This window comes from Methylobacterium sp. WL9, from assembly GCF_008040035.1.
GTDB classification, from domain to species: domain Bacteria; phylum Pseudomonadota; class Alphaproteobacteria; order Rhizobiales; family Beijerinckiaceae; genus Methylobacterium; species Methylobacterium thuringiense.
Map to the genome: position 1 here is coordinate 28,193 of NZ_VRVE01000009.1, position 16,141 is coordinate 44,333.

The window sequence follows — 16,141 nt, forward strand, 5'->3', positions numbered from 1 at the left end:
CCTGCAATCACTTTTGGCAGGCCGGACGCGCCGATGAGCCGTTCAAGAACATCACGCCGCGTCGGCGGGCTTGTCCTTGGCGGCTTCGGGCTTGGGGCCGCCCTTGGAGACGCCGACGAGAGCCGGGCGCAGGGTGCGGTCGCCGAGGACGTAGCCGCTCTGGATCACCTGGACGACGGTGCCGTTGGGGACCTGGGCGTCGGGCACCTCGAACATCGCCTGATGGCGGTTGGGGTCGAAGCGCTGGCCCTTGGGCTCAACCACCTTCACGCCGTGGCGCTCCAGGGTCTTGGCGAAGTCGCGCTCGGTGAGCTCGATGCCCTCGATCAGCGCCTTGAAGGCGCCCTCGGCTCCATCGCGCGAATCGGCCGGGACGCTTTCGAGGGCGCGGCGGATGTTGTCGGCGGCGTTGAGGATGTCGCGGGCGAAGTTGGTGACGGCGTAGGTGCGGGCATCGACGACCTCGCGCTCGGTGCGACGGCGCAGGTTCTCCATCTCCGCGAGGGTGCGCAGCAGCCGGTCCTTCATCTCGTCGCGTTCGCGGAGAGCCGTCGCCAGTGTCTCGGCGTCGATCGCCGTCGCTTCGGCCTCCGGCGCCTCCGCTCCGTTGCGCCGATCCTCGTGCTCGTCGTGGTCTGCCATCATCGCCGTTCGTCAGTCGAAACAATCGTTCGGGAACGGCGCTGATATCAGGCGCAGGCGTCGCGAAATCAAGTTGGACGCGTAAGCCGGAGCGCGCAGGCTTGGAACCTCCGCCGCAATCCGACCCGCTGCCGGTCCGCCTGCCGATCCCGCCCGCCGGACGGTCCCAACGGGAATAGGGGCTTCGACGATCCGAAGGTCTCGAACGGAATCACGGCGCGAAACGCAGCAGTTATTCCCGTGGAGCACTCTCGCGCCACCCCATTCTGGGCGTCGACCGAGAACCGGTCTGTATCTGCCGATGACGTTGCATGCCGTGCGGTTCATCCGACCGGGCGAACACGACAGTGGCCGATGTTCGAAGCGTCTCAAATCGATGGATGTCGGACGGTGAGCCTCAAGCTATGTCGGCTGGCCAGGGGCCGATTTGTGAGATGAAACCTGCGGGCCAAACACAATCGATGATTGAATAATGTAAATCACAGCCGTTATCCTGGATTGATTGGATAAATTTCGTACGATGAGCCGCGATGCCCGGGCCGCATATTTGTCTGAGCCTGACAGGCATCGGACGAACAACGTCTCGTTAAGATTAAAATGCGAACAGACTTCTCTCAGGACGCCGCAACGGGATCCGTGGACGATATGCAGACGGCATCGAATCCGGCTCTCATGGGCGTCCGGGAGAACGGTCCCGTGACGATTGCGCAGGTCGCCGCGGAAACCACCGAGGTGAAGCGCATCGCCGCCGACAAGACACGGCGCATCCAGGCCATCACCGGGCAGGTCAAGATGCTCGCCCTCAACGCCTTGATCGAAGCGGCCAGAGCCGGCGAGCAGGGCCGTGGCTTTTCCGTCGTTGCTCAGGAGGTCCGTGCGATCGGCGCCGAAGTCGAAGCCATCGCGCGATCCCTCGATGCCGAACTCGCGGGCCGCATCAACAGCCTGCAGGACCTGGTGCAGCGGATCACCGAGACCGCTCAGGGCGAACGCCTCGTCGACCTCGCCCTGAACGCGGTCGAACTGATCGACCGCAATCTCTATGAGCGCACCTGCGACGTGCGCTGGTGGGCGACGGATCGCGCCGTGGTCGACTGCGCCACCGCGCCGGACCCGGAGCGCATCGCCCACGCGACGCAGCGGTTCGGCATCATTCTTTCCGCCTACACCGTCTACCTGGACCTCTGGCTGTGCGATCTCGACGGAACGGTGATCGCCCACGGCCGGCAGCACCGCTATCCGGGAATCCGCGGGCAGTCGGTGGCCCACGAACCCTGGTTCCGGCAGGCCCTCCGCCTGGCGAGCGGCGACGACTACGTCGCCGGTGAAGTCCACCGGCAGGGGCATCTCGACGGCGCCCAGGTCGCCACCTACTGCGCCAAGGTCAGCGCCGACGGCATGGCGAACGGCCGGCCTCTGGGCATTCTGGCGATCCACTTCGACTGGGAACCTCAGGCGCGCGCCATCGTCGAGGGCGTCCGGGTGGCGCCGGCCGACAAGGCCCGCACCCGCGTCCTGCTGGTGGATGCGAATCGCCGGATCCTGGCGGCTTCGGACCAGCGCGGCGTGCTCACCGAGACTCTGCAATTCGACACGGCCGGGATGGCGAGTGGCCATCGTCGCGATCCGCGTAGCGGCGCCACCACGGCCTTCTACCGCACGCCGGGCTACGAGACCTATGCGGGACTGGGTTGGTCGGGCGTCATCGTCCAGCAGGCCGGCACCTGAGAACGGCTCCTGGGGATCGGCCCGGTCGGAGGGCGCTCACGCCTCGCGCGGCGGCGGCGAATCCACCAGCGCGTCGAGGCCCTCGGCCCGGAGCGCGGCGACGTCTCCCGCGAACACCTCCATCACGGCGACGCGGATCGCGGCGAGGCGATCGGGCTGCATCACCCGGGTGCCGGTGAGGTCGACCACGTAGAACACGTCGACCGCGCGCTCGCCGAAGGTGGCGATGTGCGCCGAGACGATGTTCAGGCCGAGCCGGTTGATGCCGGTGGTCAACTCGTAGAGCAGGCCGGGCCGGTCGAGGCCGGTGATCTCGATCACGGTCTCGCGGCTCGACAGGGCGTTGTCGATCGAGAGGTCCGGCGGCACCAGGAAGGTCTTTGGCGGCTCCTTCGGGTGCTTGTCGGCGACGAGCTCGGCGATCTTGATCTCGCCTTTCAACGACTTCTCGATGGCGGTGGCGATGCGCTTGGCGCGGCGCATCTCGTCCTCGTCGCGCTCGAAGGCGCGGGAGATGAAGATCGTATCGAGGGCGAAGCCGTCGGTGGTGGTGAAGATCTGCGCGTCGACGATGTTGCCGCCGGCCGCGGCGCAGGCGCCGGTGATGATGGCCAAGAGCCGCGGATGGTCGGGCGAGTAGACCGTCAGCTCGGTGACGCCGCGAAACACGTCGGTCTCGTAGGCGGTCGCCGAGGTGCGGCCCTCGTCGCTCACGGCTTTCAGGAAGCCGGCATTCTTGAATTGCCGCGTGCCGTCGACCTTGAGCCAGTAGGCCTGGTTGTGCCGGGCCGCGTAGCCGTCGAACTCCTCCGCGCTCCAGTCCGACAGGCGCTCGCGCAAAGCCATCTGGATCAGCGTGACGCGATCGGTGCGGGCGAACTCGGAATGGCCGCCCGAGAGGTAGACCTCGGTCTCCTCGTAGAGGGTGCGCAGCAGCGTGCCCTTCCAGGCCGTCCAGGTGCCCGGCCCCACGGCCTTGATGTCGGCGACGGTGAGGATGGTGAGGAGCTTCAGCCGCTCCAGGCTCTGTACGACGGCGGCGAACTTCTCGATGGTCTTCGGGTCGGAGAGGTCGCGGCTCTGGGCGACCATCGACATCAGCAGGTGATGCTCGACGAGCCACGACACGGTGCCGGTCTCGGCCTGGGTCAGGCCGAAGCGCGGCGCGAGTTTCTTCGCGATGGCCGCGCCGGCGATGGAGTGGTCCTCGGGTCGGCCCTTGGCGATGTCGTGCAGCAGCACCGCGACGAAGAGCGCGCGGCGGTTCTGGATCGTACCGATCAGCCGCGAGGCGAGGGGATGCTCCTCCTCCAGCCGGCCGCTATCGATCGCCGCGAGCACGCCCAGCGTCCGCAGCAGGTGCTCGTCCACCGTGAAGTGGTGGTACATGTTGAACTGCATCATCGCGACGATGCGCCGGAAATCCGGGATGAAGCGGCCGAGCACGCCCGCCTCGTTCATCAACCGCAGGATGGTCTCGGGGGCGTTCTTCGAGGTCAGGATGTCGAGAAACAGCCGGTTGGCTTCCGGGTCGGTCCGCACGGCCTGGCTGACGAGCCGGAGGGAGCGGTTGGCGAGCCGGGCCGCATCCGGATGGATCGGCAGATTGTGGCGGTCGGCGAGCCAGAACAGCCGGATCAGGTTGACCGGGTCACTCTCGAAGGTCGCCTCGTTGCGGGTGTTGACCCGGCCGTTGTCGATCCGGAAATCCTCGGCCTCGATCGTCGTGGCGCGGAAGCGATCGCGAAAGCGGCCGATCCAGCGGTCGAGCACGGGCGTGCGCTTGGCGTGGCGCGCCTCGAGCTCCGAGCAGACGATGGCGGTGAGGTCGCCGACCTCCTTGGCGACCAGGAAATACGCCTTCATGAAGCGCTCGACGCCCGAGAGCCCGCCGCGGGCACCGAAGCCGAACCGCTCGGCAATCTTCGGCTGAAGCCCGAAGGACAGCCGCTCCTCGGCGCGGCCCGTGGCGAAGTGCATGTGGCAGCGCACCCGCCAGAGGAACTCGTCGCAGCGCTCGAACAGCCGGTATTCCTCTGCCGTGAACAGGCCTGCATTCACGAGTTCGGCCTGATCGCGGACCCGGTAGGTGTATTTCGCGATCCAGAACAGGGTGTTGAGGTCGCGCAGCCCCCCTTTGCCGTCCTTGACGTTGGGCTCGACGAGGTACCGCGACGAGCCGGCCTTGGCGACGCGGCCGTCGCGCTCGCGCAGCTTCGCGTCCACGAACTCTGCGGCCGTGCCCATGACGAGTTCGCCGTCGAAGCGCGTCACCAGCTGCTCGAACAGCGTGCGCGAGCCGAACAGGAAGCGGGCTTCGAGAAGCGCCGTGCGGATCGTCATGTCCGCGCGGCCCTCGCGCAGGCATTCCTCGACGGAGCGGGTGGCGTGGCCGACCTTCAGCTTGAGGTCCCACAGCACGTAGAGCATCGCCTCGACGACGCTCTCCGACCACGCGGTCTGCTTGTAGGGCAGCAGGAACAGCAGATCGATGTCCGAGCCCGGCGCCATCGTTCCCCGGCCGTAGCCGCCGGTGGCGACGATGGCGAGCTGCTCGCCGGTGGAGGGGTTGTCGTTCGGGTAGAGCCGCCAGACCACGGCGTCGAAGATCGCCTTGACGACGTGATCGGTCAGGGTGCTGAGCCGCCGGGCGCAGGCGATGCCGTTGCGATCCTTGAGGAGCTGGCGCTCGGCATCCTTGTGCCCGGCCTCGATGACCTTGCGCAGCTCGGGCACCAGGAGGGCGCGAAGCCGGGTCGGCTCCCGCGCGTCCCGGTCGAGCGATTCCAGGACCTTTTCGAGAGCGGGTGCGGCATCGAACATGATGCCCCGTTAGCATGTTACGGGCCGCGCGACAGCGGGCGCAGCTGGTTGGGATATCTTGTCTGCCGCAACGTAAAGTCGAAGAGGATCGTTCTCTTTTGCGGATTCCGGTTTGACGGAGCAAGCGGGGGTGACTTAGCGCTTCGGCCTTCTCGCTTCGGCGACGCTTCACGACCGACTGCCCGGGACCTCTCCATGCTCGACCGCCGCATCCTGCTTTCCGCCCTTGCCGGCACCCTTGCCGGCATCCTCGCGCTTGTGGGCATGCCGGCCGTGCCCCGTGCGGCCGACGTCAAGGAGATCCGGCTCGACTGGGCGACCTACAACCCGGTCAGCCTCGTCCTGAAGGACAAGGGCTTTCTGGAGGAGGCGCTGAAGGCCCAGGGCATCAAGGTGCGCTGGGTGCAGTCGCTCGGCTCGAACAAGGCGCTGGAATTCCTCAACGGCGGCGCCATCGATTTCGGCTCGTCGGCCGGCGCGGCGGCGCTCCTCGCGCGCATCAACGGCAATCCGATCAAGGTGGTCTACGCCTTCTCGCAGCCGGAATGGACGGCGCTCGTCACGCGCAAGGATGTCGGGATCGGCGGCGTCGCCGACCTCAAGGGCAAGCGCATCGCCGTGACCCGCGGCACCGATCCGCACATCTTCCTGATCCGGGCGCTGCAGGGCGCGGGCCTGACCGAGAAGGACGCCAAGCTCGTCCTGCTGCAGCATGCCGACGGCCGCACGGCGTTGGACCGCGGCGACGTCGACGCCTGGGCCGGCCTCGACCCGATGATGGCCGCCGCCGAGATCGAGAACGACGACGTGCTGTTCTTTCGCGATGCCGCGGCGAACACGTGGGGCGTCCTCGATGTTCGCGAAGACTTCGCCAAGGAGCACCCGGACCTGGTGAGGACCGTGATCGCGGCCTATGAGCAGGCCCGCGCCTACTCGCTCGCCAACCCCGACGCGCTGAAGGCCGCCCTCGTCGCGGCGACGAAGCTGCCCGACCCGGTGATCGCCCGGCAGCTGGAGCGGACCAACCTGGCGAAGCCCGCAATCGGCCCTGCACAGGCCGAGACGATCCGCGCCGCCGGGATAGCCTTGCAGCAGGCCGGCGTGATACCGGCGGGCACCGACGTCGCCGCCGCCGTCGACGGGCTGATCGACACGCGCTTCAACCCGCCCCCGGCCCGCTAGTTTTTTCACGTTTTTCCGGGTCCGCGCCTTTGGCTGCCGAGGTCGATCTCTCCGCCGCTCCGCCCGGCCCTGCGGTCACCGCCGGAGCGAAGGCGCTCCGGGGCGCCGGCTCCGCCCTGCGCTGGGGGCTCGGCCTCGCGGTGCCGCTGATCCTGGCGCTCGGCTGGGAACTCGCCGTCGGCTCCGGGCTCGCGCAGGGGCGCCTGATCCCGCCGCCGAGCCGCATCGCGGCGACCCTCTGGCAACTCGCGGCCTCCGGCGATCTCTGGATGCATGTCGAGGCGACGCTGATCCGCGTCGGCCTCGGTTTCGCCTTCGGTGCGGGGGCGGGCATTCTCGCCGGCACCCTCACCGCGACGCTGCCCTGGCTGCGCTGGCTGATCGACCCGACGCTTCAGGCCCTGCGCGCGGTACCGTCGCTCGCTTGGGTGCCGTTGTTCATCCTGTGGTTCGGCATCCTGGAGACGCCAAAGGTCGCGCTCATCGCCGTCGGCGTGTTCTTCCCGGTCTATGTCGGCGTCTCCGCCGCCATTGCCTCGGTGGACCGCAAGCTCGTCGAGGTCGGCCGCATCTTCCGCCTGTCGAAGACCGCGCTGGCCCGCCGCATCCTGCTGCCGGCGGTGCTGCCGGCGACGCTGACGGCGCTCCGTACCGGCCTCGGCCTCGGCTTCCTGTTCGTGGTCGCGGCCGAGCTGATGGGTGCCTCGGAGGGCCTCGGCTACCTGCTGGTCGACGGCCAGCAATTCGGCAAGCCCGACCAGATCCTCGCGGCCATCATCTGCTTCGCCATCGTCGGCAAGCTGGCCGACACGCTGCTGGTGACGCTCACCAACCCGCTGGTGCGCTGGCAGGACACGGCGCGGGAGACGCTGTAGGATCGGGGCGGCGTCACCGCTCGCGAGATTCTGTCATGCGCGAAGTCCAGGCTACCGAGGCCGATTGGTCCGATCTGCTCGACGAGGTCGAGAAGGGTGAAACCGTCGTGATCACTCGCGAGGGGCGGCCGGTGGCGCGGATAGTGCCGGAGTCGCGGCCTGCTCGGAGCCGTGCCGAGGTCCTTCGTGACATCGAAGCATTTCGGAGGAGAATGCCCCGGGTGACGCAAGACGAGATTTCGGCTTGGCGTCACGAAGGCCACAAGCGCTGATGGCTTTCGTGGTCGATGCATCGGCCATCGCCGCCTGGGTTCTTCCCGACGAGAGCAACCCCGTCGCCGATCTCGTTGCGGCACGACTGACCTCGGAGTCGGCTTCCGCTCCGGGCATTTGGTGGTTCGAGATCCGCAACATCCTCGTTATGGCCGAGCGCCGAGGACGGATCGTCCCGAACGATACCGTCGAGGCGCTGGCGCTCCTGACCGAACTCGAGGTCGAGCAGCCATCCGATGTGGACGAAGCGCTTCTGCTCGGCCTCGCGCGAGCCCACCGTCTGTCGCTCTATGACGCGGCTTATCTCGAACTCGCCGTCCGAACCAAACTACCGCTGGCAACGACAGATCGCGCGTTGATCAAGGCGGCGCTGGCCGAGGGCGTACCACTAATCGGCCTCGACGGCTGAGGGGTCGACCGATCCTACCCCTTCGCCCGCAACTTCACCCGAACCCGCCCATCGCGCACCAACGACGGACACGACCCCGGCACGACGCTGAGGATCGCCGAACTCGGGCACACGGCCCTGCAATTCAGCGCCGCCTCGATCTGGTTGCGGCCGCAGGCGTCGGCGGAGCAGAATTGGCCGAGGTCTTCGCAGGTGGCGAGGAAGCGGCCCGCCCGGAGCGGGGCTCCCGACAGGTCTGCGGCGGAGGCCGGGCCGAGGAGGAGCGCGGCGAGGAGCAGGCCGCGAAGGATGGTGGTCAAGGCCCGATACCCCGGCAGAGTGGACGTCGCTGCCTTAGCACCGCACAGGTCCAGGCGGATATGTCCCGTGGGCGACAGGCCCGCCGCGAATCTGCCGTCCGCGCGCGATGCCCTCGGCCTCTGCCGCGTGCTATCGAAATGCCACCATGCTGAGCCTCGACGCCCTCTCCAAGACCTATGCCGACGGCACTCACGCCCTCGACCGTATCGACCTTCAGGTCGCGAAAGCCGAGATCGTCGCCCTGATCGGCGGTTCGGGTTGCGGCAAGACCACCTTGCTGCGCCTGATCGCCGGGCTCGATACGGCGAGCGCCGGGCGGATCACCCTCGACGGCGAGGGCATCGCCGGCCCGCATCCGGGCGTCGGGCTGGTGTTTCAGGAGCCGCGCCTGCTGCCCTGGCTCACGGTCACCGACAATGTCGGCTTCGGCCTCGCCGACAGGCCGCGGACGGAGCGGCAGGAGCGCGTCGCGCATGCCCTCGATCGCGTCGGGCTCGGGGAGCACGGCCACCGCTGGCCGCGCGAGCTCTCCGGCGGGCAGCAGCAGCGCGTTGCGATCGCCCGCGCCTTCGTGGCGAGCCCCCGCGTCCTGCTCCTCGACGAGCCGTTCTCGGCCCTCGACGCCTTCACCCGCAAGGACCTGCACCGGCATCTCCTCGCCCTGTGGGAGGAGGTCCGGCCGACGGTGCTCATCGTCACCCACGACGTCGCCGAGGCGGTGGCGCTCGCCGACCGCGCCGTGGTGATGCGCCCCAAGCCCGGCCGACTCGACGAGACCCTGGCGCTGCCCATGTCCCGCCCGCGCGATCCGACCGCGCCGGGAAGCGAGGCCGCGACCCGGGGCATCCTCGCGGCCCTCGACCGCTCGCTGCGCCCGGTCGCGGCGCGGGCGAAGGTGGCCGAGGCGTTCGCGGGCGGCGGGTCTTTCTGAGCGCGCGCACCTGCGCTACGTCGCACCCATCGAACGACAACGACCGAACCGAGGACACGCCCGATGGACGCCACTGCTCTGCGCGAGATGCAGGCCCCGCTCAAGAACCGATACCGCGAGACGCCGGATTCGGCCGTGGTCACGCTGAAGGCCAAGGGCACGCTGGACGACACCTCCATCGCCTGCAAGGTCGAGACCGGGCGCGCGCTGGCCGTCGCCGGCCTGCACCCGGCCACCGGCGGCTCGGGCCTGGAGCTGTGCTCGGGGGACATGCTGCTCGAGGCCCTCGTCGCCTGCGCCGGCGTGACCGTGAAGGCGGTGGCGACGGCGCTCGAGATCCCGCTGCGCGCCGGCACGGTCAGCGCCGAGGGCGACCTCGATTTTCGGGGTACGCTCGGCGTCGACAAGGAGGCCCCGGTGGGCTTTCGCGCCATCCGCCTGAGCTTCGCGCTGGACACCGACGCGCCGCAGGAGAAGCTCGACCAGCTTCTCAAGCTCACCGAGCGCTACTGCGTCGTCTTCCAGACGCTGAACCACAAGCCCGAGTTGGCGGTGACGCAGACGCGCGGCTGAACGCTCAGCGCAACTGCACGCTGTCCACGACCTGCCGGAACAGCGACAGCGTCTCGTCGCGCTGGTCGGCGCGGACGACGCCGAGCGAGCGCAGGTAGCCGTCGGGATTGAAGCGGATGGTCTGGGTGACGACCACCGCCGTGCTGGTGGGGATGTCGTTGGCGCGGGCCACGATCTCGTGCCAGTCGATGCCGTTCTGGCGGTAGCTCTGCGAGCGCTCGATGACGAAGTCCTTCATCGTCTGGTTCGAGTAGAGCGCGGCGCGGGCGAAGGCCTCGCGCTGCTCGGCGGCCGGCGGCTGCTGCACGGCCTGCGCCAGCACCAGGATCGGCTGTTCCAGGTTGACCAGCTGGTCCTTCGGCCCGCGGGTCAGCAGCACGGAATTGCCGGCGAGCACCCGCACCGGACGAAAGCCGGCGAGGTCGGAGATCCGGAAGGGCAGCGCGTCGATCTGCTGGTCGAGGCTGAGCGCCGGACGCAGGGTCACGCCGAGCAGCATGGCCTTGATGGTCTCGTCGGTCTCGGCGCCGGGCGTGATCTGCGCGACGACGATGCCGGTCACGTCGGGGCCGTTCACGAGGAGCAGCCACTTCTTGATCGTCGGGCCGCCGGGGGAGATGGCCGGCGCTTCCGCCGACGGCGCGCCGGATGCGTCGGGCGTCGGAGCCGCCGGCACCGATTGCCCGCCGGTGAACAGGAGGCCGTCGAGCCCGCCCGACACCTTCACCGCCTCGCGCGAATCGACGGCAAAGCCCTGGCTCTTGAGGTTGTCGTCGGTGAAGCTCTTTTCGATTTCGGCATAGGCGCCGGCCGGCAGCTCGACCACCGAGACCATGGCGCCGCCCTCCATCCGCTCGAAGCCCATGAAGCGCTTGGAGGGGGCCATGTCCGAGGGCGGCTGGAAACCGAAGCGCGAGCTCGGCGGAAACACCGTCGCGTCGGCGCGTGCGTCCTCGATCGCGAGAACGGGCACGACGAGGCCGGCAACCAGCAAGCCGAGGCTGGCGATACGGCGCAGGGCAGGACGCAACGGCATCGGGATCGTGTCTCCGGAAGGCCCGGTCCGCCGGGCCCATACCCCGCGATGCGTCAGCCCGTCTCCGCCCGCTGTCAAGCGCCCGGAAGGACTTCAGGGCGGCGTGACGCGGCGCAGCGTGAGGTTGCAGCGCCCGCCGGCCGGCAGGAGGCGGCGCAGGAGGAGCGCGAGCCGGCCGGCTTCAGGCCGCTCCACGTCGGCGAAAAGCCCCCGCGGCGCGTCGATCAGGCGGTCGACGCCGTGGTGGATCAGCCGCGAGGCGCCGCCGATCACCAGCGCGTCGCCGCCGGCGAGGCGGATCGAGCGGGTCGGATCGGAGCGCGTCAGGCCACCGTAGCGGAACAGCGCCGTCGCGCCGAGGGACAGCGAGACGACGGGCGCGGACAGGTCGTCCTCGTCGCGGTCCTGGTGGAGGCCCATGCGGGCGCCCGTGCCGTAGAGGTTCACGAGACAGGCCTGCGGGGCTGCCGGGTATCCGCCGAGGAGGTTCCAGGCGCGCAACGCCGTGTCCGGAATCGCCGGCCAGGGAGAGCCGGTCTCGGGATGGGTCGGCTGGTAGCGGTAGCCGGCCCGGTCCGAGACCCAGCCGAGCGGGCCGCAATTCGTCATCCGCACCGAGAACGGCTTGTCCGTGCGCGGCATCCGCGGCGTGTAGGGTGGCGCGGCCTCGAACACCGCCGCCAGCTCGGTCGCGAGGCGCAGCTGCGCCGCGTCGTCGAGCCAGCCGGGATGGTGGATCAGGCCGGGCGCCAGCTCCACGGGCTGCAGAGGCTCAGACGTCGTGGTCGATGTCCTTGTCGAGGGAGGACTTCGACTCGACCGTGGTGTCGCCCTTGAGGTGGTAGACCAGGGGAATTCCCGTGGCGATCTCCAGGCTTGCGATGGTCTTGGTGGTCATGCCGTCGAGCACCATCACCAGCGCGCGCAGCGAATTGCCGTGCGCGGCCACCAGGACCGATTCGCCGGCCATCACCCGCGGCAGGATGCACTGGATGTAGTAGGGCAGCACCCGCGCGGCGGTGTCCCTCAGGCTCTCGCCGCCCGGCGGGGGCACATCGTAGGAGCGGCGCCACTGGTGGACCTGCTCGTCGCCCCAGCGCTGGCGAGCGTCGTCCTTGTTGAGGCCCGAGAGATCGCCGTAATCGCGCTCGTTCAGGGCCTCGTTGCGGATCGTCTCGACATCGCTCTGGCCCATCGCCTCCAGCATCAGGGAGCAGGTGCGCTGCGCCCGCTTGAGGTTCGAGGTGAAGGCGACGTCGAAATGCTGCCCCTGCGCCTTGAGCCAGCGCCCGGCCGTGCGGGCTTCCTCGACGCCGAGGTCCGTGAGGTCGGGGTCGCGCCAGCCGGTGAACAGCTTCTTGAGGTTCCATTCGCTCTGACCGTGGCGAGCGAGGACGAGCAGGCGCTCCATGAGCGTGGACTCCGGACGATGATGATCTCGCGGCGGGGTAGAGCCGCGTGCGCCTGAACGCGCCCTGACCGCCGGCTCCTAGCAGAGGCGTGGCCCGCGCCCAAGCGCGGGGGGCGCATCGGCCGGACGCCGGGCCCCCGACTTTGGTCCAGGGGTGGGCCTCTGACGCTCGGTATCCGTGCCTGGGAGTTGCAACGGGTGGTTTTGCGGCGCTCCGCTTCGGGGCGCATGATTGCGAGAGCGGCCGTAGCGCGATCAGCATCGCGCCGTGTCCGATCCGCATCGTCAGGAATTCGCCAGACGAACCTCGCTATGGCGCATGTTCGACAGATCCCCTTGCGCTTCCAGCACGCCACGATCGACGAGAGCTCTCACACGCTCTGCGAGAGCCTCGTCGACGAAACCAGGTCGGATACCCATGATTCGACCGACGACCATCGCGACCTTCTGCCAGTGGGCTGTGGCGACCATTTCGATAAGATCGTCGATGCTCAGATGTTCGTCGTAGAGGCCTGCCGCCTCGTCCGACATTATTTGCTTGAAACACCTGTCGAGGATCAGGCGCTCGTGCTTGTTCTCGCTCCAGATCATCGCCTGCTCCAAGAGCGCTCGCTGCTGAGATTTGTCTGTCGTGCGCAGCCCCTTGCCGAACTCGGGCAGAAACACCCCGAGGCGGTGGTTCGAGCGTTCGTACAGGGAACGGAGGGCGGTCGAGGTTCGGTCTGCGGTTTCGACGTCCGCGTCGCTCAGGACCGGCAAACACGCTTGAATTGCTCTGTCGAAGTCTGCCGGTTCGATGGCGTTCGGTCTCTGCCAATTCCAAACTTCAAGCGCGTGCAACGCTTCCCAAGTGACCTTGTCGTCCATCTTTCACCTCCGATGTCCGATCTCGTCCTGCCCGCACACAAGATGGCAACAATTCTCGAGACGGGCACGAGGCAAGGCGCGTGACGCATCTCTTGGATGCGCCGGTGTCACCGACGCGTAAGGCTGTCGAAGCGTCCGCTCTCAGGCTGTCGGTGAGCCGGTGGGAACGTCGTGGTCGGGGCGCAAGCGACTCCAGGAAACGGCTTCCATCCGTCAGGTTTCGATCCCTCTCCCAAAAGGCCTCACAACCCCAGCACGTCGTCCATCCCATAAAGCCCGGGCTCCTTGTCGAAGGCCCATTGCGCGGCCTTCAGGGCGCCGCGGGCGAAGATGGCGCGGTCCTCGGCGTGGTGGCTCAGCGTGATGCGCTCGGCGGGGCCGGCGAAGATCACGCTGTGGTCGCCGACGACCGAGCCGCCGCGCAGGGTCGCGAAGCCGATGTCGCCGGGGCGGCGGGCGCCGGTATGGCCGTCGCGGGTCGAGACGCGGGTGTCGGCGAGCGCCACGGCGCGGCCCGCGGCGGCGGCCTCGCCGAGCAGCAGGGCGGTACCGGAGGGAGCGTCGACCTTCATGCGGTGGTGCATCTCCAGCACCTCGATGTCGAATTCTTCGCCGAGGGTGGCGGCGACCTTGCGCACCAGGCTTGCGACAAGGTTGACCCCGAGCGACATGTTGCCGGAGCGCACGATGCGGGCGTGGTAGGAGGCGGCCTTCAGGCGCTCCAGATCCGCATCCGACAGGCCGGTGGTGCCGATGACGTGGACGATGCGGGCCTGTGCGGCGAGGTCCGCGAAGGCCACGGTGGCCTTCGGCACGGTGAAGTCGAGCACCGCGTCGGCCTCGGCGAAGACCGGCAGCGGATCGTCGCTCACCGCGACGCCGAGCGGGCTCAGGCCCGCCAGCGTGCCGGCATCCTGGCCGACGACGGCCGAGCCCTCGCGCTCGATGGCGCCGGAGAGGGTACAGCCCTCGGCCTCGGCCACCGCGCGGATCAGCATCCGCCCCATGCGCCCCTCGGCGCCCGTCACGACGAGCTTCATGCCGTCACTCCTAAACCGTCACCTGCGTCCCGACCTCCACCACGCGGCCGGTCGGGATCTGGAAGAAGTCGGTGGCGTCGTTGGCGTTCTTGGCCAGCGTGATGAAGATACGGTCCTGCCAGAGCGGCATGCCGGAATGGGCGGCCGGGCGAATCGAGCGGCGCGACAGGAAGAACGAGGTCGACATGATGTCGAACTTGAAGCCCTCCTTGCGCAGCAGCGCCAGCGCCTTGGGGATGTTCGGCGTCTCCATGTAGCCGAACTTCATCACGGCGCGGTGGAAATGCGGCCCCACCGGCTCGATGCGCACGCGCTCGGCGTCGGGGAAGCGGGGCGTGTCGACCGTCTCGATGGTCAGCACCACGTTCTTCTCGTGGACGACCTTGTTGTGCTTCATGTTGTGCAGGAGGGCTGCCGGCGCGATCTCGGGATCGCTCGTCAGGAACACGGCCGTGCCTTTCACGTGCTGGTACGAAGAACTCTTCTCCAGCATGCCGACGAGTTCGGTCAGCGGCACGTCGGTCTTGCGGGTCTTCTTCGTGAGGATCGCGACGCCGCGGACCCAGGTCCACATCATGATCATCAGCCCCCCGGCAAGCAGCAGGGGCACGTAGCCGCCCTCGTGCAACTTCATCAGGTTCGAGAGCAGAAACAGCGACTCGATGACGATGAAAGGCATCATGATCGCGGCCGCGATCAGCGGCGACAGCTTCATCACCTTCCACAGCACGACGTAGCCCATGGCCGCCGTGAGCAGCATCGTCCCGGTCACGGCGATGCCGTAGGCCGAGGCCAGGGCGGAGGACGAGCGGAAGACGATCGCGAGAATGATGACGCCGACGCCGAGCAGCATGTTGATCTGCGGCAGGTAGATCTGGCCGGAATGCGATTCGGAGGTGTGGCGGATCTCCATGCGCGGCAGCATGCCGAGCTGGATGGCCTGCCGCGACAGCGAGAAGGCGCCGGTGAGCACGGCCTGGCTCGCGGTCACCGTCGCCATGGTGGCGAGCAGCACCATCGGGATCAGGGCCCAGTCCGGCACCAGCTGGTAGAACGGGTCGGTCGTGTCGGGCTTGGCCAGCACCAGGGCGGTCTGGCCGAGATAGTTCATGACGAGGCAGGGGGCGACGAGGCAGAGCCAGGCGACCTGAATCGGCTTGCGCCCGAAATGGCCGAGATCGGCAAACAGCGCCTCGGCGCCGGTGACGGCGAGGAAGACCGCGCCCAGCGCCACCAGAGCGCCGGTGCCGTGCCCGAGCAGGTAATGCACCGCGTACCAGGGATTGAAGGCCCAGAGCACGACGGGGTTCGCCACCACGTGCGGCAGCGCCGTCAGCGCCAGCGCCAGGAACCACACCACCATGATCGGCCCGAAGAAGGTCGCGACCCGCGCCGTGCCCCGGCTCTGGACCAGGAACAGCCCGAGGATGATCACCACGGTGATCGGCAGCACGAATTCCTCGAAGGCCGGGGTGACGAGCTTGAGGCCCTCCACCGCCGAGAGCACCGAGATCGCCGGCGTGATCACCGAATCGCCGTAGAACAGCGAGGCGCCGAGCAGCCCGAGCATGAACACGATGGTCGAGCCGCCGAGCGCGTGGCGGGCCTGCGCCATCAGCGAGAGGATGCCGCCCTCGCCCTTGTTGTCCATGCGCAGCAGGATGATGACGTACTTGACCGTGACGATCAGCAGCAGCGCCCAGATGATCAGCGACGTGGTGCCGAGCACCTCGTCCTCGAGCAGGATGCCGTCGGCTCTCGCAGGCGCGAGTGCCTCGCGAAACGCGTAGAGCGGGCTCGTGCCGATATCGCCGTAGACCACGCCGACGGATCCGACCGCGAGCGACCAGAAGCCGGTCTTGGCATGGCCGTAGGCGGCCTCGTCGGAGGCGTCCACCGAGCCGGCCGAGGCGGCGACGGGGCCGCCCTCCCCGGGAGCCGGGCCGGAGGACACGCTCGACGTGACGGGTTGGGTCATGGGATCCGGTCGGTGCTCAGGCGTCTGACCGCGGAATCTGCCGGATCGGCATGACGGATACGCGTCGGCGGGC

At 68.4% G+C, this 16,141-nt stretch carries 16 protein-coding genes; 7 read left to right on the forward strand and 9 right to left on the reverse strand.

Annotated elements, in window-relative coordinates; genetic code table 11:
- Window positions 1–51 precede the first annotated feature (51 nt).
- Window positions 52–645 (reverse strand): nucleotide exchange factor GrpE, encoded by a 594-nt coding sequence (grpE, locus tag FV217_RS05760; RefSeq protein WP_147815209.1) that lies wholly within the window; start codon window positions 643–645, stop codon window positions 52–54.
- A 669-nt stretch (window positions 646–1,314) separates the two neighbouring features.
- Here grpE and FV217_RS05765 point away from each other — a divergent pair.
- Window positions 1,315–2,370 (forward strand): methyl-accepting chemotaxis protein, encoded by a 1,056-nt coding sequence (locus FV217_RS05765; protein ID WP_238232193.1) that lies wholly within the window; start codon window positions 1,315–1,317, stop codon window positions 2,368–2,370.
- Window positions 2,371–2,406: 36 nt separating this feature from the next.
- Here FV217_RS05765 and FV217_RS05770 read toward each other — a convergent pair whose 3' ends face one another.
- Window positions 2,407–5,193, reverse strand: a complete 2,787-nt coding sequence (locus FV217_RS05770; RefSeq protein ID WP_147815213.1) for a [protein-PII] uridylyltransferase — start codon at window positions 5,191–5,193, stop codon at window positions 2,407–2,409.
- Between the two features lie 195 nt (window positions 5,194–5,388).
- Here FV217_RS05770 and FV217_RS05775 point away from each other — a divergent pair, with 195 nt between their 5' ends.
- From FV217_RS05775 to FV217_RS05790, 4 genes are all read left to right on the forward strand, one after another.
- Window positions 5,389–6,375, forward strand: a complete 987-nt coding sequence (locus FV217_RS05775) for an aliphatic sulfonate ABC transporter substrate-binding protein (RefSeq protein ID WP_147815215.1) — start codon at window positions 5,389–5,391, stop codon at window positions 6,373–6,375.
- Window positions 6,376–6,491: 116 nt separating this feature from the next.
- The gene (locus FV217_RS05780; RefSeq protein WP_238232191.1) at window positions 6,492–7,250 is read left to right on the forward strand and encodes an ABC transporter permease; all 759 of its coding nucleotides are present in this window, start codon (window positions 6,492–6,494) and stop codon (window positions 7,248–7,250) included.
- Window positions 7,251–7,285: 35 nt separating this feature from the next.
- A complete protein-coding gene (locus FV217_RS05785) occupies window positions 7,286–7,522 on the forward strand; it encodes a type II toxin-antitoxin system prevent-host-death family antitoxin (RefSeq protein ID WP_147815219.1) in 237 nt (78 codons plus the stop codon).
- Window positions 7,522–7,932 (forward strand): type II toxin-antitoxin system VapC family toxin, encoded by a 411-nt coding sequence (locus FV217_RS05790; protein WP_147815221.1) that lies wholly within the window; start codon window positions 7,522–7,524, stop codon window positions 7,930–7,932. Before FV217_RS05785 ends, FV217_RS05790 begins: the two co-directional genes overlap by 1 nt.
- Window positions 7,933–7,946: 14 nt before the next feature.
- Here FV217_RS05790 and FV217_RS05795 read toward each other — a convergent pair whose 3' ends face one another.
- The gene (locus tag FV217_RS05795) at window positions 7,947–8,231 is read right to left on the reverse strand and encodes a hypothetical protein (RefSeq protein WP_147815223.1); all 285 of its coding nucleotides are present in this window, start codon (window positions 8,229–8,231) and stop codon (window positions 7,947–7,949) included.
- A gap of 146 nt (window positions 8,232–8,377) precedes the next feature.
- On the opposite strand from FV217_RS05795, the gene FV217_RS05800 reads away from it, so the two are divergent.
- Both FV217_RS05800 and FV217_RS05805 read left to right on the forward strand, forming a co-directional pair.
- Entirely contained in the window at window positions 8,378–9,163 is a 786-nt protein-coding gene (locus tag FV217_RS05800) for an ABC transporter ATP-binding protein (protein ID WP_147815225.1), read from the forward strand.
- 63 nt (window positions 9,164–9,226) lie between these two features.
- Window positions 9,227–9,736: an OsmC family protein gene (locus tag FV217_RS05805; RefSeq protein ID WP_147815227.1), complete on the forward strand. Its 510-nt coding sequence runs from the start codon at window positions 9,227–9,229 to the stop codon at window positions 9,734–9,736.
- Window positions 9,737–9,740: 4 nt separating this feature from the next.
- Here the strand turns inward: FV217_RS05805 and FV217_RS05810 are convergent, their stop codons facing one another.
- The 6 genes from FV217_RS05810 to FV217_RS05835 all read right to left on the reverse strand — a co-directional run bounded on the left by FV217_RS05810 (window position 9,741) and on the right by FV217_RS05835 (window position 16,068).
- Window positions 9,741–10,772: a hypothetical protein gene (locus FV217_RS05810; protein WP_147815229.1), complete on the reverse strand. Its 1,032-nt coding sequence runs from the start codon at window positions 10,770–10,772 to the stop codon at window positions 9,741–9,743.
- Window positions 10,773–10,865: 93 nt separating this feature from the next.
- Window positions 10,866–11,540 (reverse strand): alpha-ketoglutarate-dependent dioxygenase AlkB, encoded by a 675-nt coding sequence (locus FV217_RS05815; RefSeq protein WP_147815231.1) that lies wholly within the window; start codon window positions 11,538–11,540, stop codon window positions 10,866–10,868.
- 4 nt (window positions 11,541–11,544) lie between these two features.
- Window positions 11,545–12,183, reverse strand: a complete 639-nt coding sequence (locus tag FV217_RS05820; RefSeq protein WP_147815233.1) for a 2,3-bisphosphoglycerate-dependent phosphoglycerate mutase — start codon at window positions 12,181–12,183, stop codon at window positions 11,545–11,547.
- A gap of 285 nt (window positions 12,184–12,468) precedes the next feature.
- Complete coding sequence (locus FV217_RS05825) at window positions 12,469–13,050, reverse strand: DUF3658 domain-containing protein (RefSeq protein ID WP_147815235.1); 582 nt, start codon at window positions 13,048–13,050, stop codon at window positions 12,469–12,471.
- 242 nt (window positions 13,051–13,292) lie between these two features.
- The gene (dapB, locus tag FV217_RS05830; RefSeq protein WP_147815237.1) at window positions 13,293–14,090 is read right to left on the reverse strand and encodes a 4-hydroxy-tetrahydrodipicolinate reductase; all 798 of its coding nucleotides are present in this window, start codon (window positions 14,088–14,090) and stop codon (window positions 13,293–13,295) included.
- 10 nt (window positions 14,091–14,100) lie between these two features.
- Window positions 14,101–16,068 carry a potassium transporter Kup gene (locus FV217_RS05835; protein WP_147815239.1) on the reverse strand — a complete coding sequence of 656 codons (1,968 nt, stop codon included), beginning with the start codon at window positions 16,066–16,068 and terminating at the stop codon, window positions 14,101–14,103.
- Window positions 16,069–16,141: the final 73 nt, after the last annotated feature.